At 70.2% G+C, this 25,886-nt stretch carries 22 protein-coding genes; 12 read left to right on the top strand and 10 right to left on the bottom strand.

The genetic code is table 11. The features are described 5' to 3' along the window. From WAE60_RS03510 to WAE60_RS03495, 4 genes are read left to right on the top strand one after another with little or no spacing between them, the layout of a single operon-like run. Positions 1-654, top strand: a complete 654-nt coding sequence (locus WAE60_RS03510; RefSeq protein WP_029913910.1) for an acyltransferase — start codon at positions 1-3, stop codon at positions 652-654. Beyond that, on the top strand, positions 651-1,571 hold the full coding sequence (locus WAE60_RS03505; RefSeq protein ID WP_337684990.1) for an NAD(P)-dependent oxidoreductase: 921 nt from the start codon (positions 651-653) through the stop codon (positions 1,569-1,571). The genes WAE60_RS03510 and WAE60_RS03505 overlap by 4 nt, the downstream gene beginning before the upstream one ends. Next, on the top strand, positions 1,568-2,656 hold the full coding sequence (gene wecB, locus WAE60_RS03500; protein WP_337684989.1) for a UDP-N-acetylglucosamine 2-epimerase (non-hydrolyzing): 1,089 nt from the start codon (positions 1,568-1,570) through the stop codon (positions 2,654-2,656). Before WAE60_RS03505 ends, wecB begins: the two co-directional genes overlap by 4 nt. Then, positions 2,653-4,038 (top strand): hypothetical protein, encoded by a 1,386-nt coding sequence (locus WAE60_RS03495; RefSeq protein WP_337684988.1) that lies wholly within the window; start codon positions 2,653-2,655, stop codon positions 4,036-4,038. The genes wecB and WAE60_RS03495 overlap by 4 nt, the downstream gene beginning before the upstream one ends. 5 nt (positions 4,039-4,043) lie before the next feature. Here WAE60_RS03495 and WAE60_RS03490 read toward each other — a convergent pair whose 3' ends face one another. From WAE60_RS03490 to WAE60_RS03480, 3 genes are all read right to left on the bottom strand, one after another. Next, positions 4,044-4,202 (bottom strand): hypothetical protein, encoded by a 159-nt coding sequence (locus tag WAE60_RS03490; RefSeq protein ID WP_156035797.1) that lies wholly within the window; start codon positions 4,200-4,202, stop codon positions 4,044-4,046. After that, positions 4,199-5,284 carry a hypothetical protein gene (locus WAE60_RS03485; RefSeq protein ID WP_337684986.1) on the bottom strand — a complete coding sequence of 362 codons (1,086 nt, stop codon included), beginning with the start codon at positions 5,282-5,284 and terminating at the stop codon, positions 4,199-4,201. The genes WAE60_RS03490 and WAE60_RS03485 overlap by 4 nt, the downstream gene beginning before the upstream one ends. A gap of 117 nt (positions 5,285-5,401) precedes the next feature. Further along, positions 5,402-6,535, bottom strand: coding sequence for a helix-turn-helix domain-containing protein (locus WAE60_RS03480; protein ID WP_337684985.1), 1,134 nt, complete (start codon positions 6,533-6,535; stop codon positions 5,402-5,404). Positions 6,536-6,970: 435 nt separating this feature from the next. Between WAE60_RS03480 and WAE60_RS03475 the strand changes: the two genes are divergently transcribed. Further along, positions 6,971-7,384 (top strand): hypothetical protein, encoded by a 414-nt coding sequence (locus WAE60_RS03475; protein WP_337684984.1) that lies wholly within the window; start codon positions 6,971-6,973, stop codon positions 7,382-7,384. Between the two features lie 123 nt (positions 7,385-7,507). Here WAE60_RS03475 and WAE60_RS03470 read toward each other — a convergent pair whose 3' ends face one another. Further along, positions 7,508-9,184, bottom strand: coding sequence for an MFS transporter (locus tag WAE60_RS03470; protein WP_337684983.1), 1,677 nt, complete (start codon positions 9,182-9,184; stop codon positions 7,508-7,510). Between the two features lie 191 nt (positions 9,185-9,375). Between WAE60_RS03470 and corA the strand changes: the two genes are divergently transcribed. Then, a complete protein-coding gene (gene corA / locus WAE60_RS03465) occupies positions 9,376-10,344 on the top strand; it encodes a magnesium/cobalt transporter CorA (RefSeq protein WP_337684982.1) in 969 nt (322 codons plus the stop codon). Positions 10,345-10,490: 146 nt separating this feature from the next. On the opposite strand, the gene WAE60_RS03460 is transcribed toward corA, so the two are convergent. Together WAE60_RS03460 and WAE60_RS03455 are read right to left on the bottom strand one after the other, a co-directional pair. Then, positions 10,491-10,718, bottom strand: coding sequence for a hypothetical protein (locus WAE60_RS03460; protein WP_029913927.1), 228 nt, complete (start codon positions 10,716-10,718; stop codon positions 10,491-10,493). 558 nt (positions 10,719-11,276) lie between these two features. Further along, positions 11,277-11,915, bottom strand: coding sequence for a TetR/AcrR family transcriptional regulator (locus WAE60_RS03455; RefSeq protein ID WP_337684981.1), 639 nt, complete (start codon positions 11,913-11,915; stop codon positions 11,277-11,279). A gap of 416 nt (positions 11,916-12,331) precedes the next feature. Here WAE60_RS03455 and WAE60_RS03450 point away from each other — a divergent pair, with 416 nt between their 5' ends. The 6 genes from WAE60_RS03450 (at position 12,332) to WAE60_RS03425 (ending at position 20,236) form a co-directional block, all read left to right on the top strand. Beyond that, positions 12,332-13,510 carry an efflux RND transporter periplasmic adaptor subunit gene (locus tag WAE60_RS03450; protein ID WP_029913931.1) on the top strand — a complete coding sequence of 393 codons (1,179 nt, stop codon included), beginning with the start codon at positions 12,332-12,334 and terminating at the stop codon, positions 13,508-13,510. 118 nt (positions 13,511-13,628) lie between these two features. Next, positions 13,629-16,805: an efflux RND transporter permease subunit gene (locus WAE60_RS03445; RefSeq protein ID WP_029913934.1), complete on the top strand. Its 3,177-nt coding sequence runs from the start codon at positions 13,629-13,631 to the stop codon at positions 16,803-16,805. After that, positions 16,805-18,253 carry an efflux transporter outer membrane subunit gene (locus WAE60_RS03440; RefSeq protein ID WP_231499486.1) on the top strand — a complete coding sequence of 483 codons (1,449 nt, stop codon included), beginning with the start codon at positions 16,805-16,807 and terminating at the stop codon, positions 18,251-18,253. Before WAE60_RS03445 ends, WAE60_RS03440 begins: the two co-directional genes overlap by 1 nt. Before the next feature lie 317 nt (positions 18,254-18,570). Further along, positions 18,571-18,945, top strand: coding sequence for a hypothetical protein (locus WAE60_RS03435; RefSeq protein WP_337684979.1), 375 nt, complete (start codon positions 18,571-18,573; stop codon positions 18,943-18,945). A gap of 60 nt (positions 18,946-19,005) precedes the next feature. Then, positions 19,006-19,269 (top strand): hypothetical protein, encoded by a 264-nt coding sequence (locus tag WAE60_RS03430; protein WP_337684977.1) that lies wholly within the window; start codon positions 19,006-19,008, stop codon positions 19,267-19,269. Between the two features lie 175 nt (positions 19,270-19,444). Continuing rightward, entirely contained in the window at positions 19,445-20,236 is a 792-nt protein-coding gene (locus WAE60_RS03425) for a nuclear transport factor 2 family protein (protein WP_337684976.1), read from the top strand. An 81-nt stretch (positions 20,237-20,317) separates the two neighbouring features. Here WAE60_RS03425 and WAE60_RS03420 read toward each other — a convergent pair whose 3' ends face one another. From WAE60_RS03420 to WAE60_RS03405, 4 genes are all read right to left on the bottom strand, one after another. Continuing rightward, a complete protein-coding gene (locus tag WAE60_RS03420; protein ID WP_337684975.1) occupies positions 20,318-21,886 on the bottom strand; it encodes a HAMP domain-containing sensor histidine kinase in 1,569 nt (522 codons plus the stop codon). Beyond that, complete coding sequence (locus WAE60_RS03415; RefSeq protein ID WP_337684974.1) at positions 21,886-22,605, bottom strand: response regulator transcription factor; 720 nt, start codon at positions 22,603-22,605, stop codon at positions 21,886-21,888. Before WAE60_RS03415 ends, WAE60_RS03420 begins: the two co-directional genes overlap by 1 nt. A 2-nt stretch (positions 22,606-22,607) precedes the next feature. After that, positions 22,608-24,221 (bottom strand): DUF4173 domain-containing protein, encoded by a 1,614-nt coding sequence (locus WAE60_RS03410; RefSeq protein ID WP_337684973.1) that lies wholly within the window; start codon positions 24,219-24,221, stop codon positions 22,608-22,610. 108 nt (positions 24,222-24,329) lie between these two features. After that, positions 24,330-25,349, bottom strand: a complete 1,020-nt coding sequence (locus WAE60_RS03405; protein WP_029913949.1) for a helix-turn-helix domain-containing protein — start codon at positions 25,347-25,349, stop codon at positions 24,330-24,332. Positions 25,350-25,886 lie beyond the last annotated feature (537 nt).

Genomic DNA, 25,886 nt, shown 5'->3' with positions numbered 1-25,886 from the left:
ATGGACGCCCCCGACGCTTCGGACCGCCCGCCGGCCTGGGCCCACCCGTCGGCCGAGGTCGAGCCCGGCGCGGTGCTGGGGGCCGGCACGCGCGTCTGGCGGTTCAGTCACGTGGCGGCGGGCGCGCGGATCGGCGCCGACTGCGTGATCGGCCAGAACGTCGCCATCGGCCCCGGCGTGGTCGTGGGCGACCGCTGCAAGGTGCAGAACAACGTCAGCCTCTATGCCGGCGTGGTCCTGGAAGACGGCGTGTTCTGCGGCCCCAGCTGCGTGTTCACCAACGTCACAACACCCCGGGCCGAGATCAACCGCAAGGCCGAGTTCAAGCCCACCCGGGTGGGACGCGGCGCGACCATCGGGGCCAACGCCACCATCGTCTGCGGCCACGACCTGGGAGCCTGGTGCCTGATCGCGGCCGGCGCCGTGGTCACCCACGACGTGCCGCCCCTGGCGCTGATGGCCGGCGTCCCGGCCCGCCGGATCGGCTGGGTCAGCCACGCCGGCGAGGTGCTGGGCGCGGACCTGGTCTGCCCCCGCACCGGCGACCGCTACGCCGAGCGGCCGGACGGGCTGCGGCGGGTGATCAACCTTTCGGGCTTCGGAGAGGACCGGCCCGAAGACTCCAGTGAAGAACAGTCAGCGAGCGTCGGATGAAGCGGGCCCTGGTCATCGGATCGGAAGGCAATATCGGCAAGCCCCTGGCGGCCCATCTGCGCGCCCAGGGCTGGGAGGTGCTGTGCGCCGACATCAAGCCAGGCTGGCGCAAGGACTACCTGCAGGTCGACATCAACCAGCCGGCCGACCTGATGCCCACCCTGCGCTGGAAGCCCGACGTGATCTTCGCCCTGGCCGCCGTGGTCAGCCGGGTCACCTGCGAACAGGCCTCCAGCCTGGCCGTCAGCACCAATCTGGGCGGGCTGAACAACGTGGTGCTGCTGGCCCAGGCCGCCGACGCCAAGCTGGTCTATTTCTCGACCTCGGAAGTCTACGGCCCGACCGACGGGCCGATGGACGAGGCCGACACCGTCCCACGCCCCAACAACCGCTATGGCCTGACCAAGCTGCTGGGCGAGCAGCTGGTCGACTACGAGGTGGCCCAGCACGGCCTGCGCGCGGTCACCCTGCGGCCGTTCATGATCTATGACGAGAACGAGGACTTCGGCGACCACCGCTCGGCCATGATCCGCTTCGCCCACGACCTGGCGCGCGGCCGGCCGATCGAGGTGCATCGCGGCAGCGCCCGCGGCTGGCTGCACATCTCCGACGCCGTGCGCGCCATCGAGGCGGCGGCGGGGGTCGAGGAGCACGCGGTCATCAATATCGGCCACCCGGACGTGGCGCCGATCGAGGACCTGGCCGAGGGGCTGCGCGCCCGGCTGAACGCCGCGCCGTCGCTGATCACCCTGCACGACCTGCCGGCCCGGATGACCGCCGCCAAGCAGCCCAGCCTGGCCCGCATGCGCGACCTACTGGGCGTGACGCCCAAGGTGTCGCTGGACGAGGGCCTGGACCGCGTGGTGGCGCGGGTGCGGGCCCGCCTGGCTCACGCCCAGAGCGGGCAGCCGGCGTGACACGCCTGCTGACCGTGGTCGGCGCCCGGCCCCAGTTCGTCAAGGCCATGCCGGTCAGCCGCGCCATCGCCCGCGCCCCGGACCTGACCGAGGTCCTGATCCATACCGGCCAGCATCACGACGCGGCGCTGTCCGACAGCTTCTTCCGCGACCTGGCCCTGCCCGAACCGGCCGAGAACCTGGGGATCCACGGCGGCTCGCACGGCGAGATGACCGGACGGATGCTGGCGGCCCTGGACGGGGTCATCGCCCGCCACGCGCCCGACCTGGTGATCGTCTACGGCGACACCAACTCGACCCTCGCCGGGGCCCTGGCGGCGGCCAAGGCCGGCGTGCCGGTGGCCCATGTCGAGGCGGGGCTGCGGGTCTTCGACCGCACCATGCCGGAGGAAACCAATCGCGTGGTCGTCGACCACCTGAGCCGCCTGCTGTTCGCCCCGACCCGCGCGGCCGTCGGCCACCTGGCGCGCGAGGGGATCGTCGAGGGCGTGCACCATGTGGGCGACGTGATGCAGGACGCGGTCCTGGCCATGGCCGCCCTGCCCGCCAGGAGCGGCGACAGCGCCTTGCATCGCCTGTCCCTGCCGCCCGGCGCCTACGCCGTCGCCACCCTGCACCGCGCGGCCACGACGCAGAGCGCCGCCAGCCTGGCCGCCGCCGTGGGCTACCTGCGCCGGTACTTGCACCGCATGCCGGTGATCCTGCCCCTGCATCCGCGCACCCGCGAGGCGGCGGCCCGGTTCGGGGTCGACCTGTCGGGCCTGACGGTGGTCGAGCCGCTCGGCCCGATCGACATGCAGCGGCTGCTGGCCGACTGCGCCCTGGTGCTCACCGATTCCGGCGGCCTGCAGAAGGAGGCCTATTTTCATCGCAAGCCCTGTGTCACGCTGCGCGACGACACCGAATGGAGCGAGACGGTGGAGGCGGGCTGGAACCGGCTGTGGACCGTGGACGACTACCGGCCCCGGCGCGAGATCGACGACTACGGCGCGGGCGACGCGGCCGAGCGGATCGTCGCGACGATCGCGCGGTTCCTCGACGAAGCCCCGGCGGTTCCGCGCGCCATGACGGGAGCCCGCCCATGAAGGACACCCACGACGGCCCCCGCCCGCCCCTGCCGGCGCACGACGTGGCCTGCGACCAGTCGGTCGGCGACGCCCGCGACGGGAAGGCGCGCCCGCTGCGCATCCTGCTGGCCTGCAACTACGACCCCCGCAACGCGGCCACGGTCTGCGACCACATCAACGCCTTCGCCCGCTACTCCCGCCACGAGGTCCGGGTGCTGTCGCGCGTGGGCGAGATCTTCGACGACGTGAAGCTGGACCAGTTCGACGCGGTCGTGATCCACTATTCGCTGTTCCTGGCGATCGAGGGCTTCGTCGGCCCGCGTTCGCGCCGCGCCCTGGCCGCCTTCCAGGGAGCCAAGGCGGTTTTCATCCAGGACGAGTACCGCTTCGTGAACGCCACGCTCGAGGCCCTGGAGGCCTGCGGCGTCGACCTGGTCTTCACCTGCCTGGGCGCAGCCGAGGCCGAGCAGGTCTATGGCCGGGTGAGCGGCCTTCGCACCCAGCAGGTGCTGACCGGCTACGTGCCCCACTGGCTGACGCACTATCCGCCCGTACCGCTGGCGGCCCGCAGGACCATGGTCGGCTATCGCGGCCGGACCTATCCGGCCTGGCACGGCGAGCAGGGGCGCGAGAAGGTCCGCATCGGCAAGCTGTTCAAGCGCGACGCCCGCAGGTTCGGCATCTCGACCGACATCGCCTGGTCCGAGCGCAGCCGGCTCTACGGCCGCGACTGGCTGAAGTTCCTGCGCAACTGCCAGGCCGTGCTGGCCGTCGAGAGCGGGGCCAGCGTCTTCGACTTCGACGGCGCGGTGGCCGCGCGGACCGAGAGCTTCGCCGCCCTGATCGAGCGCCCCCACCCGATCCCGGGCCTGGGCAAGAAGCCCTCCTACGAGATGTTGCGCGACAAGTTCTTCGCCGGGCGCGAGGACCAGATCGACATCGCCCAGATTTCGCCCCGGGTGTTCGAGGCGATCGCCTTGCGCACCCTGATCATCGCCTATCCGGGACGTTATTCGGGGGTGCTGGAGCCCTGGCGGCACTATGTCCCGCTCGACAAGGACCACGGCAACATGGCGGAGGTGGCGGCCGTGCTGCGCGACCCCGAGCGCGTCGCCGAGATCATCACCAACGCCTATGCCGAGATCGCCCTCAACCCGGCCTACGGCTACGGGGCGATGATCGAGGTGTTCGACCGGCGGATGGACGAGACCGCGGCGGGGCGGCCGCGCGCGATCGTCAACGAGCGCGCCGACGCCAAGTTCCGCAAGACCTTCCCGTTCGTGCAGATCGACAATCCGCACGAGATGCGCCCGCCCGGCTTGGTCTGGCGCGCGGCTCGGGCGGCCGTCCGCCGCCTGGGCCTGGAAGGCCTGGCGCGCCGCGTGCTGCGCCGGCGCTAGGCCGCCTAGTCCACACCGATCCAGCGCCGCAGGATCGGCAGCCGCGCGATCGCGCCCAGGCGGCGACGCAGCATCGGCGCCTTGAGCAGGCGCGACTCCACGATGATCACCGCCCACGCGCCCCAGTCGCGCAGCCGCAGGAACAGAGCCAGGCCCCGCCTCACGCCAACACCTGGTCGGCGATCTCGCGCACCACCGTGCGCCAGCTGTAGCGGCCCGAGGCCACGATCTCGGCGTGCGCGCGATCGACCATCGCCTGGGCGCGCCGCGGATCGCGGCTGAGATCGAGGGCCGCCTCGATATCCGACAGGTCGCGGCGGACCGGCTGGTAGTGGACCCCGGCCTCGAGGACGCCGCTATAGTCGCCCTCGACCAGCACCTGGAACGTCCGGGTGGCCGCCGCCTCCAGGTGGCGCGGCGACATCGCGCGGATCTCGGCCTCCGGTTCCAGGGCGATCACGGAGTCGGGCGGCGTCCACCCTTCGCCGCCCGGCGGCGGCGGCGCGCCGGTCGGCAGCACGCCCGTCGGATCGACCAGGGACGAGCCGCCCTCGACCCCGACCACCGCCCGGCTGGCGGCCAGCAGCCGGATCCAGGCCTCGCCGGCCAGCCTGCGCTCGCCGTCCACCGCCACATCGGCGCGATGGCCGCGCGCCCGGGCCCAGTCGGCCGCGCGCAGCCCGACCTCGCGCTTCAGCGCGCCCATCTCGCCCAGCCAGGCCGGCGCCTCCCAGGCGCGGTAGCTGACGGCGATCGACCGACGGTCCAGGTCGCTGGAGGCCCGCCGCATCAGCCGGTCGTCGATATAGCTGGTCAGGAAGCGCCGCAGGGCGAACGGCCTCTGGGCCGTCGGATAGACGCTGTCCCACAGGGCCGGCTCCAGGGCGGTGAGCAGCAGGTCGATCCGCGTCTCGACCAGCACGTCGCGCAGGCTCTGCAGGCCCAGGAACTCGTCCAGCGGCGCGGCGACGCGGCGCGCCCGGGCCGGCGCGGCCTCCATCGCCCGCCGCAGGCCGCCCAGGCCGACGCGGGTGTAGCGCGCGGTCAGGGCCGTGGCGTCGACCAGCACCAGCTCGGGGTCCAACTGGGTGATCCAGGCCGGGTTGAAGGGAAAGCCGATGTTCAGGAACACCACGCGCCCGGGGAAATAGGTCTTCCAGGCGAAGATCCGCTGATGCTCCCAGCGGCGCATCGGCCACTGGCCGCGCCAGTTGTACACGACCAGGGCGGTCGGCCTGTTACGCATGTCCGGCGAACTGAGCCCGGATGGGACGCGAAACCATGTACGCCGCCTTACGTGGAAGCGCCCGACGCGCTCGCGTCAAACGTCGTCGGCGGCGACGGTCCCTGTCAACGCCTAAGGCTATCGCCCGTGGGCCGCGCCTTGCGCCCCGCGCAGGGTCTCGGACGGGGACTCGCCGAACATCGCCCGATAGGCGCCGGAAAAGCGGCCGAGCTCCCAGAAGCCCTGGTCCAGCGCCACCTGGGTGACCGTGGTCGGGTGGCGGCCGGCGTCGAGCAGCCGGGCCCGGGCCGCCGACATGTTCTTCAGCCGCAGATAGGCCTTGGGGCTGATGTCGAGCAGGTCGTGGAAGGCGCGGTACAGGGTGCGGCGCGAGATGTTCAGGGCCACGCAGATGTCCTCGATCTGCACCGCCTGCCGGGCCCCGCCGCTTTCCAGGAAATCCTCCGCGCCGCGCACGATGCGGGCGGCGTTCAGCGCGCCCTGCCGCCGCGCGCCCTCGACCTTGACCTCGGCCAGGGCGGTCAGCAGGCCGTCCAGCAGCTCGTTGCGCAGGAAGGCGACGGCCCCGCTGGGCACGCCGCCGCTCATGGCCCGCAGCATGCCGGCGCAGCCCTGCAGCACGCGCTTGCAGGCGGCCCGGGCCTCGGGCGGGGGCGAATAGACGGCGGGCTCAGTCCAGAAGCACGGATCGGCCAGCCACTCGAACGCCTCGGCCCTCTGCATCACCAGGCCCCACGGCGCGGTGACGACGGCGTAGGCGACGTGGCCCTGGAAGCGCCCGTCCAACTCGCCGCCCGGCGGGATGGCGACGATGTCGCCCTCCTCCACCCGGTGGCCCCATTGGTTCAGCACGCCCTCCTGCTCCATCACCGAGACCAGGCTGAACGCCTTGCGCGACATCACCCCGCGCACGCGCAGGTCGCCGTCGAAGGCCCCGGAGTCGAAGCCCATGTCGCCCAGGCTGGCCCGCAGCAGATGGCCCCGGCAGGGCTCCGGCGTCAGCTGGGTGATCGACAGGTCGCGGCCGGCGGCGTGGGCCCAGACCTCGTGCGGACCGCGGGTGTCGCGCAGCTCCACATGTCCCAGGGACACCGGCGCCGCCCGCCCGCCGAACGAGCGCTCCTCGTCGAACGCGCCGGTGATCAGCCCTTCGTCGGCCAGATCGGCGCTCGACGAAGTCTCCCTGGCCGACCGCCAATCGGCGTCCGGCCAAGATCGGGAACCACTTTCCCTCCAGCCTTCATTGTCCATCGGACCTCTCCTGGCGGGGACCGTGCGATCAATGACGCCTGAGTCATGACCTTAAAGCGATCGCACCTGTCGTCGCGCCCGATTCACCCTGCAACGATGGCACGGCCCATCTGTGTTGTAAGTAAGGTGAAACCACTAGAAAGCATCGAAACAACAGACAAAATTACAAATTTTCGTATGGCGCAGCTTGATAACCAAGTTTAGTGTATAGTTAATTTAACATTATTCATTAATACATAAAATCAGAAGGAACAGGTGCAAGATTGGCACTTGCCGCATAGCAGACTGAGAGATTCGGAAGAAACATGATGGCGAAACAGGGTCGCGGAGGACTCTATGGCTCGTCAAAATTGGAAGGAAATGGCGATCTTCGGGAAACGGAATCTCGCGGAGACTCCGAGCAACCCGCGAGAGCAGGAAGACTGGGCTCAAGCTGTGCGCGACTTGAAGGCCGCCTGCGACGGCGAGCGCCGCCAGAGACGTCAGATCGCCGAAAGCGGCGCCCGCCAGCTGATTCGGGCCCAGGCCGTGCTGCGCGAGGCCGAAACCCGGCAGCGCGACGCCGAAGCGGCCCTGTCGCGGGCCCGGCGGATGGCCGCGGTGGGCTGGATGGCCGCCGAGGCCTGCCGGGACATGACCGCCCTGCACGCGGTGGCCATGAAGGCCCTGACCGCGTCCCGCGAGCGGTTGCACGGCGATCACCGGACGGTCTGCGAGATCGACTGGGCCCTGGGCGGGCTGAACCAGGCCGAACAGATGCTGGAGCGGGTGACCGCCTATCTCGACGCCCGGCGCGAAACCGCCCAGGGGGCCCGCATCGACGAGTTGCTGACCAGACAGCTGAGCTAGTCATCCCGGAAGCCTCGCAGAGGCTGTCCGGGACCCAGGGGAATGGGCCGATGCGGTGCGGTTCACCTGGGTCCCGGACAGCGCTGCGCGCTTCCGGGATGACAACAGGATGAGAGCTCCCGGTTACGCCTCGATGTCGACGTTCTTGGTTTCCTTCAGGAACAGGACGCCGACCACGGCCGTCACCGCGGCCACCACGATCGGGTACCAGAGGCCGTAATAGATGTCGCCCGTGGCCGCGACCATGGCGAAGGCCGTGGTCGGCAGGAAGCCCCCGAACCAGCCGTTGCCGATGTGGTAGGGCAGGCTCATCGAGGTGTAGCGGATGTTGGTCGGGAACAGCTCGACCAGCATGGCGGCGATCGGGCCGTAGACCATGGTCACGTAGATCACCAGGATCGCCAGGACCCCGACCACCAGCGGCTTGTCGATCAGGGCCGGGTCGGCCTTGGCCGGATAGCCGGCGGCCTTCAGGGCCGCGCCCAGTTGCTTCTCCCAGGCCGTCTTGCGGTCCTTGAAGGCGGCCTTGTCCAGGGTCTGGCCGGGGAACGAGTCGACGGTCGTGCCGCCGATCCTGATCTGGGCCACGGAGCCGGCCGGCGCGGCCTGGTTGGAATAGGTGACGCCGGCCTTGGCCAGGTACGACTTGGCCAGGTCGCACGAGCGGTTGAACACCGTCTTGCCGACCGGATCGAACTGGAACGAGCAATCGGCCGGGTCGGCCACCACGGTCACCGGCGCGCTGGCCACGGCCGCGGCCAGCTGCGGATTGGCCGCCGTCGTCAGGGTCTTGAACAGCGGGAAATAGGTCAGGGCCGCCAGGATGCAGCCCAGCATGATGATCGGCTTGCGGCCGATCTTGTCCGACAGCCAGCCGAAGAACACGAAGAACGGGGTGCCGATCAGCAGGGCGACGGCCACCAGCAGGTTGGTGGTCCCGCCGTCGACCTTGAGCATCTTCTCCAGGAAGAACAGGGCGTAGAACTGGCCGGTGTACCAGACCACCGCCTGGCCGGCGGTCAGACCGACCAGGGCAAGAAGCACGATCTTCAGGTTGCCCCACTTGGCGAACGAGTCGAACAGCGGCCGCTTGCTGCCCTTGCCCTCGTCGACCATGCGCTGGAACGACGGGCTCTCGGCCAGCTGCAGGCGGATCCACAGCGACACGCCCAGCAGCAGCACCGAGATCAGGAACGGGATGCGCCAGCCGAAGGCCTGGAAGGCGTCCTCGCCGGTGGCGTTGCGGGTCAGCAGGATCACCACCAGGCTGAGGAACAGGCCGAAGGTGGCCGTCACCTGGATGAAGCTGGTGTAGAAGCCGCGCTTCCCGGGCGGGGCGTGCTCGGCCACGTAGGTGGCGGCCCCGCCGTATTCGCCGCCCAGGGCCAGGCCCTGGACCAGGCGCATCACCACCAGGGCGATGGGCGCGGCGATGCCGATGGTCGCGTAGCTGGGCAGCAGGCCGACCGTGAAGGTCGACAGGCCCATCAGCAGCATGGTGACCAGGAAGGTGTTCTTGCGGCCCCACAGGTCGCCCAGGCGTCCGAACACCAGGGCCCCGAACGGGCGCACCGCGAAGCCGGCGGCGAAGGCCAGCAGGGCGAAGATGTAGCCGGTCGTCTCGTTGACGCCCGAGAAGAAGTGCTTGGTGATGTAGGTGGCCAGCGACCCGTAGAGGTAGAAGTCGTACCACTCGAACACGGTGCCGACCGAGGCGGCTCCGATCACCAGGCCATCCTTGCGCCCCACGGTGCGACCACCCTTGGCGCCCTTCACCGTTTTCGCGGCGTCGCTTCCCATTCGCATCTCCCCCTTGGCGTCGCCGCTTCGGGCGATCCGACCATGTTACCGCAACCACGGCCCGTCACAATGAACGGCGTTCGCGATGTTGGCGAGAGGCTAAACATGAACCTGGCGAAAGCCGAAGCGTTGGCTCAAAGAAATCTTCGTGGTCCCATTTTCCGGGACCAGACAAGGGATTGGTCACCGGAATGAGCGTCGTCGCGGCCTACATCTACAAGGACGGCGTGCGGACCCGGGAGGTCAGCCTCGACAAGGACGGCGCCCTGGAGACCAAGCCCGGCGAGTTCGTCTGGATCGGCCTGTACGAGCCCAGCCAGGCCGAGATGGACCGGCTGGGCAAACGCTTCAAGCTGCACCCCCTGGCGATCGAGGACGCGCTCAACGCCCACCAGCGCCCCAAGGTCGAGGTCTATGGCCGCGAACTGTTCGTGGTGGCCCGCACCGCCCAGCTGGTCGACGCCCAGATCGCCTACGGCGAGACGGCGATCTTCGTCGGCCAGGGCCACCTGATCACCGTCCGCCATGGCTCGGCCCGCGCCCACACCGAGCTGCGCGCCCAGCTGGAGGCCTCGCCCGCCCTGTTGGCCAAGGGCTCGGACTACGTGCTGCACGCGGTGCTCGACTTCGTGGTCGACGGCTACCTGCCGATCATCCAGGCGCTGGAGGACGAGGTGCTGGACATCGAGCGCCGCACGCTCGAGACCTTCCTCAGCCACGCCGAGGTCAAGCGCCTGTTCCACGTCCGCCGCGACCTGATCCGCTTCAAGCGCGTGCTCAGCCCCATGGCCGAGGTCGCCGGCCGGCTGGAGCACCTGGAGACGCCCTGCCTGGACAACGACGTGCGCCCCTATTTCCGCGACGTGCTGGACCACACGCAGAAGGTCGAAGGCATGGTCGACGCCCTGCGCGAGGTGATCACCTCGGTGTTCGAAGCCGCCTCGCTGCTGGAACAGCAGCGGCAGAGCGAGATCACCCGCAAGCTGGCCGCCTGGGCCGCCATCCTGGCCGTGCCCACGGCGGTGGCCGGGATCTACGGCATGAACTTCGAGCACATGCCGGAGCTCAAATGGACCTTCGGCTATCCGGCGGTGATGGCCGGCGTCGCCGGGGTGGTGGGCTACCTGTTCTGGCGGTTCAAGAAGAACCAGTGGCTGTAGCCCCCAACCGCTGTCATCCCGGAAGCCTCGCAGAGGCTGTCCGGGACCCAGGGGACTGGGCTGAGGCGGTGCGGTTCACCTGGGTCCCGGACAGGCGCCGCGCGCTTTCCGGGATGACAACTTTTTGAGTGAGCGGAAGGCGAGCCCTAGCTGGCCCAGGCGCGCGCCGGATGCAGGAAGCGCCCGGCCTCGGCGCCGTCGCGCAGGAACACCCGCACCTCGGCGGCGTGGCCCGAGGCGGCCAGGCGGTTGGCCAGGTCGCGGGCGGCGGCTTCGGCGCGACCGCCGCGTTCGAAGGTGAGTTCGGCCTCCAGGGCCTCGGAGCGCACGGACCAGCCTTGCTCGGCCGGGGCGACGGAAATCAGCAGAGCCATGATGAGCTCCTTACGCAAATCAGACTTTTGGGTGCGCCGGCCAGGGGCCTAGGGGGCGCGAACGAGCGGCTTGTTCGGGCTGGCGATCCGCCCCCGAAACATCGAGGTCAGATCGGCATTCGCCCTACGAGGGGATGACATCGACACATCTTATAGGCTCGCAATTTCACAACTTGACGACATGGGTATGACCCGAACGCAACTGACGCGAGCCAGAACTCCTGACCCCGTTTTTAGTTTCTCGGATCGTTCGATGATCTGTCGGCAGGGCCAGAAAATCTGCCGAGACTCAATTCCTACCGATTTGATAGATTTTTGGCGGCGACGTCCCTTTCCTCCCCTTTGGGCGGCGCCGGCGCGCGCCGCGCGGACCTATCGGGGGATGGGTGTCCGCGCGGCGCGTCTAAGCCTTCAATAAATCCGCTCATCCCGGCGAACGCCGGGACCCAGATGGAATGGCGGTGTGGCTGACGCCACGAACGCTGAGTTTTTCCAATCCGCCACCCGGCTTTAGGATCCGGGTCCCGGCATTCGCCGGGATGAGCGGATTGGAGGACTTCAGCAGTCCGGCTTGTCCAGATGCGCCTTGATCAGCGCCCGGCCCGCGCGCGCCACGACCTTCACCGGACCACTGGGGCCCAGGGTCACCCGGGCGGTGTAGGAGCCTTCCATCAGCAGCATCAGGCCGTCGGCCAGGTCGTCGTCCGACGCCCCGGCCCGCCGGCACAGGTCGACCAGGCGGGCGTGGAGCTGCTGCTTGTAGGCCACCGACACCTTCTGGGCCGGGTGGTCGGCCTCGTGCAGCTCGATGGCGGCGTTGGACAGCGGGCAGCCGTGGACGTCGGCGTTGCAGGCCTTGGTCTCGAAGGCGTCGAAGATCGCCTCCAGCTGGGCTCGGGGATCGCCGCAGGTGCAGCCGACCACCTCGTCCCACCAGACCCAGTAGTCGCGTTCCTGCTCGCGCAGCACCTCGGCGACCAGCTCGTCCTTGGACGGGAAGTTGCGATAGAGCGTCATCTTGGTGGCTTCGGCCTCGGCGGCGATCGCCTCGACGCCCACCGCGCGGATGCCGTGCTGATAGAACAGCTCGCGGGCCGTTTCGAAGATCCGGTCGCGGGCCGGTCGTTTGGACAACGGAGCGCACGCGGGCGCCTCCAACTCGTCCACCTTGCCCCCGCCAGAATTTCTCTCAGCCATTTTCACAGCACCTCACCTTGACGTGAGAGTTACCGGTCAGTATCTCTCACCGCGTGGATGATACCGAACGGTATCGTCACGTACGCCTACATCGTCACAGATGGACGCCACGTCAAGCAACAGCAACTGCGACATTTGATCTTTAACCCAGAACGGAGCGCGAGCCATGCCCCCGAGCGCAAGCCAAGACATAGCCCCGCCCGCCGGCGCCTCGCGCTGGATCGCCCTTGCGACCCGGCCCGCCCGCTCCCTTCGCAAGTTCATCGGCCATGGCGCCGAAGGCCCGTCCGGTTCGGATTGGGCCTCTTCGTCCAAGAGCCGTCAGAAATCCCGGCGCCCCGTCTGGGAATAGAAAAACACCGCGTCTCCTCCCCCCGCTTCCCCCGCCAAGCCGCTTAAAGCCGACAGGTTCTCCGATGTCCCTCCGCCCCGTCTTCACCTCCTTCGCCGGTCTGGCCGCCATGGCCGTGCTGGCCGCCTGCAGCGCCCAGGCCAAGCAGGAAGCCGCCCCGCCGCCCGCCCAGGTCACCATCACCGCCGTGGCCTTCAAGGAACTGCGCCAGTGGGACGACTTCACCGGTCGCCTGGAAGCCATCGACACGGTCGACATCCGTCCGCGCGTCAGCGGCTATGTCGACGGCGCCCGGTTCGAGGAAGGCGCCCGCGTCCACAAGGGCCAGGTGCTGTTCCAGATCGACCCGCGCCCCTACCAGGCCGAGGCCAACCGCGCCGAGGCCGAGGTGGCCCGCGCCAAGGCCCAGCTGGACCTGGCCGTCGTCAACCGCGAGCGCGGCCGCCGGCTGATCGAGCAGAACGCCCTGGCCCAGAGCGAGTTCGACCGCCTGTCGGCTGAAGAGAAGGCCGCCCAGGCCAATCTCGGCGCGGCCAACGCCGCCTACCAGACCGCCCGCCTGAACCTGGAATGGACCCGCGTGGTCTCACCGATCGACGGCCGGGTCTCCAAGGCCGTGATCACCCGCGGCAACCTGGTCACCCCGTCCGACCTGCTGACCACCGTGGTGTCGGACACCCCGATCTACGCCACCTTCAACGCCGACGAGCAGACCTTCCTGAAGTACGCCTCGGCCGAACGCGGCAAGGCCAGCCCGGTCTATATGGGCCTGATGACCGAGGACGGTTATCCGCACCAGGGCCAGCTGAAGTTCATCGACAACGCCCTGGACGCCAAGAGCGGCACGATCAACGGCCGGGCGATCTTCGCCAACGCCGACGGCCGGTTCACCCCCGGCCTGTTCGCCCGCATCCGCATGGTCAGCGACACCTCGCAGACGGTGGCCCTGGCCCCCGATCGCGCGGTGGCCACCGACCTGGGCAAGCGCTACGTCGTGGTGGTGGGCGCCAACAACAAGGCCGAGTACCGCCCGGTCGAGGTGGGTCCGCTGGCCGGCAACCTGCGCATCATCCGCACGGGGCTGAAGCCCGGCGACCGGGTGATCGTCGGCGGCCTGCAGAAGGTCAAGCCGGGCGACACCGTCAGCCCGGTGGTGATCAAGACCGACCTGTCCAGCGACCTGTCGCAGTTCGAGACCGGTCCCCAGCGGGTCGCGATGATCAACTCGGTTTCCCAGAACTAGAGCGCTCTTTGGACCGCTCATCCCGGCGAATGCCGGGATGAGCGGATCAGGAATTCGCTTTCAGGCCGGGTTTGAACCGGCCCACGCCCCCTCCTTGCCTCCTCCCCGGACGCCTCCCATGAATTTCTCAAAGTTCTTCGTGAACCGGCCGCGCTTCGCCGCCGTGCTCTCGATCGTCATCTTCATCGCCGGGTTGGTGGCTCTGCCGCGCCTGCCGATCTCGGAATATCCCGAGGTGGTGCCGCCGACGGTCGTCGTGCGCGCCGCCTATCCGGGCGCCAACCCCGCCGTCATCGGCCAGACCGTCGCCGCTCCGCTGGAGCAGGCGATCAACGGCGTCGAGGGCATGATCTACCAGTCGTCGCAGTCGGCCTCCGACGGGGCGATGATCCTGACCGTCACCTTCGCCCTCGGGACCGATCTCGATAAGGCCCAGGTGCAGGTGCAGAACCGCGTCGCCCAGGCCCTGCCCAAGCTGCCCCAGGAGGTGCAGCGGATCGGCGTGACCACCGACAAGGCCTCGCCCGACCTGACCCTGGTCGTGCACATGATCTCGCCCAACAACCGCTACGACATGCTGTACCTCAGCAACTACGCCCAGCTGAACGTCCGCGACCGGCTGAAGCGGGTCGACGGCGTGGGCGACGTCCAGATCTTCGGGGCCGGCGCCTACTCGATGCGCGTGTGGCTGGACCCTGAAAAGCTGGCCTCGCTGAACATGACCGCCGGCGACGTCGTGAAGGCCCTGCGCGAGCAGAACGTCCAGGTCGCCGCCGGCCAGCTGGGCGCCCCGCCCGCCCCCGGCGCCGCCGACTTCCAGCTGTCGATCAACGCCCCCGGCCGCCTGACCGACGAGGAGCAGTTCCGGAACGTCATCATCCGCTCCGGCGCCAACGGCGAGCTGACCCACCTGGGCGACGTGGCCCGCGTGGAGATGGGCGCCAACAACTACGCCCTGCGCTCGCTGCTCGACAACAAGTCGGCCGTGGCCATGCCGATCTTCCAGCGCCCCGGCTCCAACGCCCTGCAGATGGCCGCCGACATCAAGAAGACGATGAAGGAGCTGAAGAAGGAATTCCCCGAGGGCGTCGACTACGAGATCATCTACGACACCACCGCCTTCGTGCAGGAATCGATCAATTCGGTGATCCACACCCTGATCGAAGCCATCATCCTGGTGGTCATCGTGGTGGTGATCTTCCTGCAGGGCTGGCGCGCCTCGATCATCCCGCTGATCGCCGTGCCCGTCTCGCTGATCGGCACCTTCGCCGTCCTCCTGATGCTGGGCTTCGGCCTCAACGCCCTGACCCTGTTCGGCCTCGTCTTGGCCATCGGCATCGTGGTCGACGACGCCATCGTCGTGGTCGAGAACGTCGAGCGCAACATCACCAACGGACTCGAGCCACCGGCCGCCACCCGCAAGGCCATGAGCGAGGTCACCGGACCGATCATCTCCACGGCCCTGGTGCTGTGCGCGGTGTTCATCCCGACCGCCTTCATCAGCGGTCTGTCCGGCCAGTTCTACCGCCAATTCGCCCTGACCATCGCCATCTCGACGGTGATCTCGGCCTTCAACTCCCTGACCCTGTCGCCGGCCCTGGCCGCCGTGCTCCTCAAGAGCCACGACGCGCCCAAGGACCGCTTCCAGAAGATCATCGACGCGGCCCTGGGCTGGCTGTTCAACCCGTTCAACCGCATGTTCGCCAAGGCGTCCAACGGCTACGTCCGCAATGTCGGCCGCACCCTGGGCAAGTCGACGGCGGGCCTGGTGATCTACGGCATCCTGCTGGCCCTGACGGTCTTCGCCTTCAGCAAGACCCCGGGCGGCTTCGTGCCGCAGCAGGACAAGGCCTACGTCGTCGCCGTCGTGCAGCTGCCCGACGCCGCCTCGCTGGACCGCACCGAGGCCGTCATCCGCCAGATGGGCGACATCGCCATGAAGGTGCCGGGCATCAAGCACTCGGTCGCCTTCCCCGGCCTGTCGGCCAACGGCTTCATCAACAGCCCCAACTCCGGCGCGGTGTTCTTCCCGCTGGACGACTTCAAGAACCGCACCGGCCACGACCTGTCGGCCAACGCCATCGTCGGCCAGCTGAACGCCAAGTTCGGCGCCATCCCCGACGCCCAGATCGCGGTCTTCCCGCCGCCTTCGGTGCAGGGGCTGGGCACGATCGGCGGCTTCCGCATGCAGATCGTCGACCGCGCGGGCCTGGGCCCGGACGAGCTGAACAAGCAGACCCAGAACCTGATCGACAAGGCCCGCAAGGACCCCGCCCTGGCCGGCGTGTTCTCGACCTACCAGGTCAGCGTGCCGAAGATCGAGGCCAACATCGATCGCGAGAAGGCGCGGGCCTCGGGCGTTTCCCTGACCGACCTCTTCGAGACCATGCAGGTCTATCTGGGCTCGCTGTACGTCAACGACTTCAACCGCTTCGGCCGCACCTACGAGGTCAACGTCCAGGCCGACCAGAAATTCCGCATGCAGCCCGAGCAGATGCTGCGCCTGCAGACGCGGAACGCCGACGGCCAGATGATCCCGCTGGGCGCCTTCGTCAGCTTCAAGGAGGCCACCGGCCCCGACCGCGAGAGCCACTACAACGGCGTGCTCACGGCCGAGATCAACGGCGGCCCGGCCCCGGGCTACAGCTCGGGCCAGGCCCAGAAGGCCCTGGAGGACCTGGCCAAGAAGGAGCTGCCCAACGGCATGGGCTACGAGTGGACCGAACTGACCTACCAGCAGATCCTGGCGGGCAACACCGCGGTCTACATCTTCCCGCTCTGCGTGCTGCTGGCCTTCCTGGTGCTGGTCGCCCAGTACGAGAGCTGGAGCCTGCCGCTGGTGGTCATCCTGATCGTGCCGATGACCCTGCTGTCGGCCCTGGCCGGCGTGCTGCTGACCCATGGCGACAACAACATCTTCACCCAGATCGGGCTGATCGTGCTGGTGGGGCTGGCGTGTAAGAACGCCATCCTGATCGTCGAGTTCGCCAAGGAACGCGAGGAGCATGGCGACACGCCGCTGCAGGCGGTGCTGGAAGCCTGCCGCCTGCGCCTGCGGCCGATCCTGATGACCTCGATCGCCTTCATCATGGGCGTGGCGCCCCTGGTGGTCAGCCACGGGGCCGGCGCCGAGATGCGCCGCGCCATGGGCGTGGCGGTGTTCTCGGGCATGCTGGGCGTGACGGTCTTCGGCCTGATCCTGACCCCGATCTTCTACTTCGTGATCCGCCGCAACACCGCCCGCCGGGCGGCGCTGAAGGCGGCCAAACAGACCACGCCCGTGGAGGCGCACTGATGTTTGCTTCTTCCCAACCCCGCCAGCCCGGCTGGCCCAATCCTTCCTGGAAGAGCCTGAAGGTCCAGCTCGGCCTGTTCGCCAGCATGGTCCTGCTGTCGGCCTGCGCCGTGGGACCGGACTACAAGACCCCGGTCCAGGCCCCGGTCGTGCTGCAGAACGCCCCGGCCGGCGCCTTCTCCACCGCCAATCCCGAGGCCCAGTGGTGGAAGGCGTTCAACGACCCGGTGCTGGACGGCCTGATCGCCCAGGCCCTGTCGGGCAACCTCGACCTCAAGGTCGCGGTCGCCCGGGTGGACGAGGCCCGCGCCCTGTTCAAGGACGCGCGCCTGGACCAGATCCCGCGGGTCACCGCCAGCGGCGCCTACCAGAAGAGCGACCAGCAGCAGCCGGGCTCGAACGGCCAGCGCGTCGAGAGCGAGACCTACCAGGCCGGCTTCGACGCCGGCTGGGAGATCGACTTGTTCGGCCGCGTCCGCCGGGGCGTGGAGTCGGCCCGGGCCGAGGCGGGGGCGGCCCAGGCCGACCTGCGCGACGCCCAGGTGACCGTCGCCGCCGAGGTGGCCCGGAACTATCTGGAGCTGCGCGGCTACCAGGCCCGCCTGGCCGTCGCCAACCGCAACCTCGACACCCAGCGCGAGACCCTGCGGCTGACCCAGGTGCGCTACAACGCCGGCAGCGGCAGCCCGATCGACGTGGCGTCGGCCCAGGCCCGCCTCAACGCCACCGAGGCGGCGATCCCGGCCCTGGTCACCGCCGAGAAGCGGGCCAACTACCGGCTCTGCGTGCTGCTGGGCCAACGGCCGGGCGCGCTGGACGCCGTGCTGGTGGCCAAGGACGCCGAGGTCACGCCGCTGATCGCCGCCCTGCCGATCGGCGACGCCGCCGACCTGCTGCGCCGACGGCCCGACGTCCAGGCCGCCGAGCGTCGCCTGGCCGCCCAGACCGCCAAGGTGGGGGTGGCCACCGCCGACCTCTTCCCGCGCGTCCGGGTGACCGGCTTCGTCGGCTTCCTGTCGGGCACGTCGAGCGGCTTCGGCAACTCGGCCAGCCAGGCCTGGTCGGTGGCCCCCGTGGTCACCTGGCCGGCCCTGGACCTGGGCGGCGCCCACCAGCGCCTGAAGGCCGCCGAGGCCCGCAACGACGCCAGCCTGGCCGTCTACGACCAGACCGTGCTGCGGGCCCTGGAGGACCTGGAGACCGCCCTGGTCGCCTACCGCCAGCAGCAGGCCCAGCTGGTCAGCCTGACCAACCAGGCCGCCGCGTCCCGCCGCGCCGCCGAACTGGCCCGCATCCAGTACAAGGAAGGCGGCATCGACTTCCTGGTGCTGCTCGACGCGGAACGCACCCTGCTGGCCGCCGAGGACTCGCTGACGGTCGCCGAGACCGGCGTGAACACCAACGTCGTGGCGATCTACAAGGCGCTGGGCGGCGGGTGGACGTCGTAAGGCAGCGCCCGGAACAGGGGACACACACTCACGGCAAGGCCCAGCGGGTCCGGCAACGGCCGTGGGGTGAGTGTGTGTCCCCTCCTTCGTCCTGAAAAGTTATCCACAGGACGCACCGGCCGGGGACATGCCCTTGGGCGTGTCCCCATCAGCATCCACGGAGCCAGGATTTGGGGACACGCCGCAAGGGCATGTTCCCGGCCTCGGATCGACCTCCATCCCCGCGCCTCACAAACCCGACCCCAACGAAATCAACGCGCTGCACGAAAACGCACGTTTCCGATCCTCACCCTCCGGGACGGCCGCACAATAGCGGCATGACCCAAGCTCACGACATCCCCACCCGGTGCCTGACTTTCCAGCTCAAGCTGATGGACGCCCTCGAGGCGACCTGGGCGATGCTGGAAGGCGCCACCGATCCCGCCGTCATCCGCCAGGCCCGCGACACGGCCAAGGCCATCGGCGACCTCGCCGCCCAGGCCCGCAAGGTGGCCCTGGCCGTTCCCACCCCGCGCGGCAAGCCGCGGCTGGCCGAAACGGTCGCCGCCGGCCTGCACGCCGCCCACGGCATGGCCGACCTGAGCGCCTTGATGGCGGAGACGCCCGCGCCGCCCGCGCCCGTGGCCGCCCAAGCCGAGCACGCCCGCCGCGCGCTGGAGAAGCTGAAGGGCGGGCGACGCGGACGGTTGTGAGGAAGGCCGCCACACGCGAAGGGGCTTCCGGTCCAAGCCTCGCCGTGTGAGGCTGGCGGCATGAAAACCGCCCTGACCCTCTTCGCCTTGGCCGCCGCCCTGGCCTCGTCCGCCTGCACCGACAGCAAGCGCGCCCGCAACGACGCCACCTGGACCGACCGTCCGGCCGACGTCACCTGCTGGAGCTACGGGACCCAGACCTATTCCGGCCGGTCGACCGGCAAGGTCGAGTACGACGACGGGCGCCTGTCGTTCGTGGACGCGGCGACCGGCCGCTACACGACGATCGACGGCGAGTGCCGCGTCGTCTACCAGGCGCGCTGACGATCGAAGCCTCCGCCCCCTACGGGGCGGACAGACCGCGAACCGGTCAGGTGGGGGCAAGGGGGTGCGATCCCACGCCCAACCCTTCCACCTCTTCGAACGACGGCTGCCCACGTTTCGAATAGTCAAAGCGTCGCGCCCGGCGGCAAATCGATCCCCTCGCAGGGAGGCGACGATGAGACTGATCCTGGGCGTGCTGATGGCCGCGGCCCTGTCGCCCGTCGCGGCGCGGGCCGATGACAGGTCGGCAACGACGCACGCCACCCCCGCCGACGCGGTGCGCGGCTACGGCGAGGCGGTCGCCGAACGGGACCCCGCCAAGCTGGCGCGCGCCTTCCAGCCCAGCGCGATCGCCTACCGCCTCGAGGGCGGGACGGTCACGGCCACCTACCAGGCGCAATGGAAGGGCCGGCTGGGGGCGTCCGAGCCCTCGGCGTCGACCTTGACGATCGAGCGGATGGATGAGGGCCGGACCACGGCCCTGGCCACGGTCCGCTGGATCCGCGACGGCAAGCCCATCGCCGAATATGTGCTGCTGGCCCGACTGTCCGGCGGGTGGCGCATCCTGGCGACCCTGGGCCAGCCGGACGCGGCCGAAAGCCCCGCCTCGGCCGCGGGCGTCGCCGCGGTCGTCGACGCCAAGCTCGCGGCCGACCGCGCCTGGGACGCGGCCCGGCTGGGCGAAACCCTCGATCCCCGCGCCCTCGTCACCAGCGTCGAGGACGGCGAGTTCGTCGCCGCGTCCGTCGCCGAGTGGCAGGCGCGCTACCGGGACCGGCGCGCGACCTCGGCGGGCGCGACCTTCGCGCTCACCAGCCAGGTCGTCGAGGCCCGGGGCGACATCGGCATGGCCCGCTGGTCGTTCCGATCCGCGAGCGGCGAATGGACCGACCGCGCCCTCCTGCTGAAGACCGCGTCGGGATGGCGCATGATCGCCCTGCTGTTCGTCAAGGAAGCGCCGCTGTAACGGCGGGCGGAAGCGATCCTACAAGGGTCGCGCCTTCCCGGACCCTCCCCCACAGGGGGAGGATCTTGGCGCTCCGCCTCCCTACCCCCTCGGCAGCCCCACCTCGAACGCCGCCCCGGTCTCGGCCTCGACCAGCCCGATCCGCCCCTGGCTGGCCGCCAGCAGCGAGCGGGCGATCGACAGGCCCAGGCCCGTCCCGCCCGCCTCGCGGCGGCTGGTGAAGAACGGTTCGAACAGGCGGTCGCGGTCGGCGGCCGGCACGCCGGGGCCGTCGTCGCTGACGCGCAGCACCAACTCCTCGCCGACGGCTTCCGCGCGGATCGTCACCGCCCGCGCGCCCGCCTGGCGGCTGTTCTCGACCAGGGTGGTCAGCACGGTCTCGACCGTGGCCTCGGGCGCGGCGACCAGCGGCAGGTCGTCGGGCAGGTCCAGGATCACGGCGATGTCGCGGCCCTGGGCGTCGGTCACCCGCCGCGCGGCGGCCGCCAGCTCGGACGCCACGCCCGCCTGGGGCATGGCCATGTCGGCCCGGGCCAGGTCCATCAGCCGCCCGACCAGCTGCGAGAGCCGGGCGCTGTCGGCCGAGATGTTGGAGAGGAACCGGCGGCGCTCGTCCGGGGTCATGGTGTCGAAGTGGTCGTCCAGCAGCTCGACCGCCCCGGTGATCCCGGCCAGCGGGGTCTTGAACTCGTGGCTGACGGCGGCGGCGAAGTCGCGCAGGTAGCGCGAGCGCACGGCGATGGCGTCGGCCATCACCCGGAAGTCCTGGTAGAGGTCGCGGATCTCGACGGCGGCGGTGGCCGGGGTCTCGGGCACGGCCCCCTGCCCGGTCGCCACGCTGCGGGTGGCCGCGCTCAGCGCCTCGATCGGCCGGGTCACCCCGCGCGACACCAGGCCCGACAGCAGGATCAGCAGCACGATCGTCGCCCCCGCCCCGACCAGCAGCTTGCCACGGTCCTGGTAGACGCCCCGGAACAGCGCCCGGGGCGAGCGCGACAGCAAGAGCGCCCCCACCACCTTGCCGTTGACCACCACCGGACGCGCATGGTGCAGGCGCACGGCCGAGGCGCGGCTGAGCCACTCGAACGAATAGCGCGGGTGATAGGCCCCGTTGCGGCGCAGGACGGTGCGCGAATGGCCCTGCAGCGCCGCCTTGATCTCGGGCAGGGCCGCCAGGCTGCCGCCTTGGCCCAGGCCCCGCACCACCACCCCGTGGCGGTCGACGATCAGGATCGAGGCCAGGGTGCTGCGGCTGGTCTGGTCGAAGATCGGCTCCAGCACCTCGGCGGCCGCCTCGGCCTGGGGATCAGCCTTGGGGCCGGGCGTCGCGGCCGGGCGCTCGGGCAAAAGCGGCGAGCTGCGCAGGTCGACGCTGGTGGACTCCGGCCGGTAGTAGCCGGGGTCGTCGCGGGCGTCGGGGTCGGCCGGGGTCAGGTCGCGCACGGCGCCGGGCCACAGATTGGCGGCGGCCGAGGCCAGGGCCGCCCCCTGCGAGGTCAGCTCGGCCTCGGTCTGGCGCACCAGGGTGTTCTCGTAGGTGCGCAGGAACACCGCCCCGATGGCTGGCATGGCGGCGGCGAACAGCAGCACGGTCAGCAGGATGGCGCGCAGCCGCAGGGCCGGCCACCAGCGCCGCAGCCAAGCGTCCATCAGGCGGTCGCGCCCTGACAAGCCCCGAGGCGGTAGCCGATCCCGGCCCGCGTCTCGATCACGTCGTGCCCGCCCACGGCGGCGAACTTGGCCCGCAGGTTGCGCACGTGGCTGTCGATGGTGCGGTCGGTGACCGCGAAGCCCGGGCCGCGCAGGCGGTCGATGATGGCGTCGCGGCTGAACACCTTGGTCGGGGCGCCGGCCAGGGTCTTGAGGATCGTGAACTCGGTGACCGTCAGCGACACCTCCTCGCCCGTCCACTGGGCGCTCCAGGCCTCGGGGTCCAGGGTCAGCTTGCCCCGGACGATCAGGCCGTCGGCGCGCGCGGCCTCCGTCCCCTTGCCGCCGGTGCGGCGCAGGATCGCCTGGACCCGGGCCGTCACCTCGCGCGGGCTGAACGGCTTGACCACGTAGTCGTCGGCGCCCAGCTCGATGCCCAGCACCCGGTCGATCTCGTCGTCGCGCGAGCTGAGGAACAGGATCGGCAGGTCGCCCTGGGCCCGCAGGCGGCGGCAGACCTCCAGCCCGTCCAGGCGCGGCATGTTGATGTCCAGCACCACCAGGTCGGGCGCCTTCTCGGCCACGGCCGCCAGGGCCGCCTCGCCGTCGGCCGCCTCGCGGGTCTCCAGCCCGACCTTGGCCAGGGCGAACACCAGGAGCTGGCGGATGTGGGGGTCGTCGTCGACGACCAGGATCGTGCGCTGCTGCATGGCCCTCATGTTCAGTGCTCCGGGCTTGGGGTCAACGGGGGCGAGACGACCGGCGGCCAAACCGGGGGCGGGTCATAGGCGACCGGCGGCGGTCCGGGATCGACGGCGGACATCCCCAGGGGTCGGCCGCCGCAGTCCCGGCCGTCCGGAGCCGGCGCGCTGCGCGCCACGGGACGGCCGGCCTGCAGCGCCTTGATCGCAGCCAGGCGGAGCGCAGCGCGCGGACTCCAGCTGCGCCAGTCCCCTTGCTGGGCCCACAGGTGGTCGACCGCCTCCTCGCGCAACGCCGCGACATAGTCGGCCGGCAGGTCCGGCGCAGCGGCCTGCTCCAGCCGGACCAGCGACACGGCCGCCGAGCCGTCCAGGGCGTCGAGATAGCAGAGGTCCAGGCGCGGCCCCGCCCCGCCGACCTCGCGGGCGTGGCGGACGTTCCAGGCGGCGGCCACGGCGCCCAGGTCGACCACGCAGCCGGCGGTCAGCACCACCAGGGCCGCGGCCGCGTTGGCGTTGATCAGCCAGGCCCCGCTCTTGCCGCGCAGCATCCGCCAGCAGATCAGCACCAGGCCCAGCCCGACCAGGCCCATCCAGACCAGGGCGGCGATCCGCAGGCGGGTCAGGGAATAGGCCTGCACATAGTCCACCGTCCGCAGGATGCTGGAGGCGACCAGGAACAGGTTCTGGGCCACCCAGGCCACCACCAGCCCGCGGATCGTCGGGACCTTGGCGGTCGGCATGCGGGGGTCCAGGGCCACCAGCACGAACAGCCCCGCCAGCAGGGCCGTGGCGATCAGCGGATAGGCGCCGCGATGGGCGTACTCCGCCAGGGTCAGGCCGGCCGGCGGTCCGGCCCCGCCCCACAGGATCACGGCGTCCAGGCCGTTCTGCAGGGCGAACAGGGCGTTGAAGACGATCAGCGACAGGGTGACCGAGGCGACCGAGACGCCGGCGATGGCGGCGACCGGCCGGGCCTTCCCCGTCGGCAGGACGCGGCGGCGGCGCGGCCGCAGCACGCTCCAGGCCAGGGTCAGGACCATCAGCCAGAAGACCCCCCGCCAGAACAGGTCGCCGCTGACGGTCGGGAACCTCAGGCCCGACAGGGCGTCGGCGATCACCGGATTGGCCAGGGCGAACAGGGTCAGGAAGACCGCGCCGCCGATCACCGGCAGGGCCAGCAGCGGCGCCAGGCCGCGCAACGTCCAGCGCGGCGCCGTCCGTCGGAGGCGCCGTGTCCGGGCCAGGTCCAGCCAGGGGCCCAAGAGGCCGACGGCGGCTTGGGCGGCGAGGCGCTGGCTCCAGCGCCAGGCGTCGTCGAAGCGGTGGGCGCGGGGCAGCAGCACCGCCAGGCCCAGCGCCGCCCAGAACAGCAGCCAGGCCAGGGGGCCGGGCGCCCAGCCCAGCACCAGGGCCAGGACGACCGCGGCGGCCAGGGCCCAGACGGCCTTGGCGTCATGGCGGGCGGCCGGCTTCAGGGCGACGGCGGCCAGCACCAGCAGCAGGGCGAAGGCCCCAAGGGTCGCGCCGAACGCATGGCCCCAGAACAGCAGGTCGGCGACCGCGACCAGGGCCAGGGCGGCGCCGGCCTTGGACGCGAAGGACAGGTCGCGGGGCGGACGGGAAAGCGGCATGGGGGGCTCCGGCTTCGGGAGCCCGCTGAGTGCCCGGGTCAGGTGGAGAGCCAACCGGCGGCGCGACGCGTTTCGCGTGCAGTTTCCGTGCAGCCGCCGCCCTAGCGCTTAAGTCCCCCGCGCCGTGTCGGTCCACTTGGAGAACGGCGTGTCCGGCTCGTCCCCCAGGGCCGGCTGCAGCGAGCGCAGGTCGCTGGGGCGGATGTTGAACGCCTTGCGGAAGCTGCGGCTGAAGTGCGCCTCGCTGGAGAACCCGCACTGGAAGGCGATCTCGCTGATCCGCCGGGCCCGCTTGGGGTCCAGCAGGGCGGCGCGGGCCAGGTGCAGGCGGCGGTCCCAGATATAGGCCGTCACCCCGCCCAGGGGCTCGAACAGGCGATAGAGGGTGGAGCGCGACACGCCCAGGGCCTCACTGATCTTGGCCGGGTTCAGGCCGGGCTCCAGCAGGTTGTGCTCGACATAGGCGCGGGCCCGCATCAGCACCGGCGACTCGCGCACGCCGAAGTCGGCCCGCCGGGCCTCCATCGCCAGGCAGGCGCCCAGGAGTTCGGTGGTGGCGCGGGTGATCCCGGGCAGGGTCTCGGGCACCAGCTGGGGGAACCAGCGGGTCACGGCCGTCAGGTGCTCGATCAGCAGGCCGGCGCGATTGCCGTCCAGCACCATGCCGTGCAGCGCCACGCCGGGCGCCACCGCGTCGACGGCTTCGCGCGGCAGGAAGGTGGTCAGCACCTTGACCGCCGTCGAATGCATCAGCATCGGCCGCGACAGGTCGCAGATCCCCACCTCGCCCGGACCGAACGAGAACGGCACGCCGTCGAAGTCGCCGGTGTGCGACCCGGCGATGTTGAACTGGACGATGTAGTGGTCCAACCCGTCGGCGGCGACCATCTCCGGCGTGCGGAACATGGTCTGTCCGCCGGTCTCGGTCACGTAGAAGGCGTGGGGCCCAAGACGCAGCGAGGTGATGTTGGCCGTGAACCCCGGTTCGGGATCGCGCGCGTCCAGCGCGACCAGCACCTCACGTCGGTAATAATCGTGTCGCTCCTCGGGCGGAACGCTCCGGGTGCTGAAGTTCGTCCGCCCGAGCTCGAAAACGGTCTCGCCGGGCGGGTTGAAAGGTTCACTCATAAGGCCTCCCCCAAGGCACATTTACGCGTTTACTCTGTTCGCCCAATGCGGGAGTTCGTCGCACCACGCGAGGGCGGCCTTTTCCTTTGAGACAAAGGATCAAGAAAATGGGACCGGCATGTAATGGTTACGCCGCGCAAAGCCTTACTGGTGTCGGTCCCGCGGGACGAACACTGCTCGGTGATCAGTATCGTCCCGGACCATATTCACCGATGCTTTGACGCGACGTCATCGGCTCGGAGAACGGCGTACCGCCAGGCCTGGGGGGGCCCTCGCGACCAGCGCCGCCCACGTCCCGAGGGGGACCCACAAACTGAAGGCGGGCCTTGGGGGAGGCCCGCCTTTTATTTTCCCGATGACAGCGCTGGCGGTTCGACCGCCCTCTCTCATGGAGAGAGGGAGGGGCCCGCCGCCGCAGGCGGTGGGAGGGTGAGTGGGTACGGCCTTCCCGATGGGAACACGGACGAGATCTCGTCCCCGCCTTGTTTCGGCAATACTCAAAGCGGGATAGTCGAACGGCTCCAGCGTCCCGGAACG

The organism is Caulobacter sp. CCG-8, from assembly GCF_037402475.1.
In the GTDB taxonomy this organism is placed as follows: Bacteria; Pseudomonadota; Alphaproteobacteria; order Caulobacterales; family Caulobacteraceae; genus Caulobacter.
Note: the sequence above shows the minus strand (reverse complement) of the source record. Positions and strands in the feature narration are given on the sequence as shown.